This is a genomic window from Nitrincola nitratireducens (genome assembly GCF_000585235.1).
Lineage (GTDB): Bacteria > Pseudomonadota > Gammaproteobacteria > Pseudomonadales > Balneatricaceae > Nitrincola > Nitrincola alkalisediminis.
This window is the reverse complement of record NZ_AONB01000052.1, coordinates 1-1,516: the sequence shown is the minus strand read 5'-3', so window position 1 is coordinate 1,516 and position 1,516 is coordinate 1. Positions and strand designations below refer to the sequence as shown.

Annotated in this window: 3 protein-coding genes; 2 read left to right on the top strand and 1 reads right to left on the bottom strand. The window is 42.2% G+C overall.

Going from position 1 to position 1,516, the window contains the following annotated elements:
* Positions 1-201: 201 nt before the first annotated feature.
* Positions 202-558 (top strand): toxin-antitoxin system TumE family protein, encoded by a 357-nt coding sequence (locus D791_RS18535; RefSeq protein WP_036514994.1) that lies wholly within the window; start codon positions 202-204, stop codon positions 556-558.
* Between the two features lies 1 nt (position 559).
* On the top strand, positions 560-961 hold the full coding sequence (locus D791_RS18530) for an HVO_A0114 family putative DNA-binding protein (protein WP_036514991.1): 402 nt from the start codon (positions 560-562) through the stop codon (positions 959-961).
* A gap of 441 nt (positions 962-1,402) precedes the next feature.
* Here the strand turns inward: D791_RS18530 and D791_RS22130 are convergent.
* The coding region (locus D791_RS22130) for a nucleotidyltransferase domain-containing protein (RefSeq protein ID WP_202806916.1) at positions 1,403-1,516 on the bottom strand (114 nt) is incomplete at its 5' end.

The following is a 1,516-nucleotide window of genomic DNA, read 5'->3' as shown; positions in this document are numbered from 1 at the left end:
ACTTGCCCATCACTTTCAGAGAGTGCATGCCGCATGGATGCGGCATTCAAGCCTACACGGACGTATTCACGGCGGCTCTCTGGAAGGGGTGGGTAGAGTGCCTAAGATAAACCATCGGCTTTATGCCCCACCAACAAATCTTTTGCATTACATATATACAATGTTATACTCAGATCATAACATGATATTGAGATTTTCAACATGGATGAGATTGATGTACTTTTAAGCATGAATGGTGAGCAAGTTCATAGAGACGATGGCTACTGGTGGAAAATTGAGGCATGGAGCGTTCCTCCAACAAAAGAGCGCCCACATGGTATTCGTTACAATCTCACTCTACATAATAAATACAACAAAAGGGTGTTTGGATATGACAATGCTCATGCTGTAAAGCCTCCGAAAGGTAAAAAATTCAGTGGTAAACGTTATGAATTCGATCATCTGCACAAATCAGCCGTTGACCAAGGCACACCTTATGAATTCTCTGACTGCTATACTCTACTTCAGGATTTCTTTGAGGGTATAGATAAAACCATCGCAGCAATAGAAGGTAAATAATATGAAAGCAAGAATCGGAATTATGTCTGAACAGCTCATTCGTATCAGGTTATTGGCCGTTGCTCAGGGTAAATATAAACCTCAAGAAAATGAACCGAAGATTTGGTACACCTCAATCAACGCGATATCTCAGATTTTGCGTCCAGAAAATATTGAGCTGCTACGTTTGATGGACTCTGAAAGGCCCGAAAGTCTAACAAAGCTGTCTGAGTTAACAGGTCGAGCAAAATCGAACTTGTCAAACACATTAAAAGTGTTAAGTGAAAAAGGCTTTGTACGCTTAGAACAAGGCAACGGAAAGTCACTTAAACCAGTGGCTTTGTATACGGATTTTGAAATTATTACAGATTCAGAGCTCGAGCATTACTTGCTTCAGATATCAATAGAGCAATCAGCAGCCTGATTTGGCTGACTGACCGCCTTAACTGTGATGCTTTTAAAAACTTTTGCATAGAACACCACAACGCTACCCAAAGCGCTCTGCCCACCCCTTTCAGAGAGTGCATGCCGCATGGATGCGGCATTCAAGCCTACACGGACGTATTTACGGCGGCTCTCTGGAAGAGGTGGGTAGAGTGCCTAAGCTAAACCATCGGCTTTGTGCCCCACTAAAAAATCAGTGGCTGGCTTTAAATCACCAGATCGATGCTTCGGGGATAGCGGGTGACCGCTATTCCTACCGTTTACATCTATTTATTTATAAGATAAATTTCTAAGCCTACACGATCAATATGCGCTTTCAGCTCAGGGTCGGATAAGGTGTTATAGTTCAACACATCAAAAAAGTACGGTAGAGGTAGCACTTCATTCAACACATCACTCAATCGTATAACCGAATCATAGGTCACCGACAGCCTTTCACAGCAATATCTACATCAGAACCTTTTCGAAAATTACCCTTTGCTCTTGAACCAAATAAAACTAAAGATTCAATCTCTGATTGCTGCTTGGCAGCCTC

Excerpts from the sequence above, each read along its gene's own strand:
- D791_RS18535 (WP_036514994.1), top strand. The coding sequence starts at position 202 with ATGGATGAGATTGATGTACTTTTAAGCATGAATGGTGAGCAAGTTCAT.
- D791_RS18530 (WP_036514991.1), top strand. The coding sequence starts at position 560 with ATGAAAGCAAGAATCGGAATTATGTCTGAACAGCTCATTCGTATCAGG.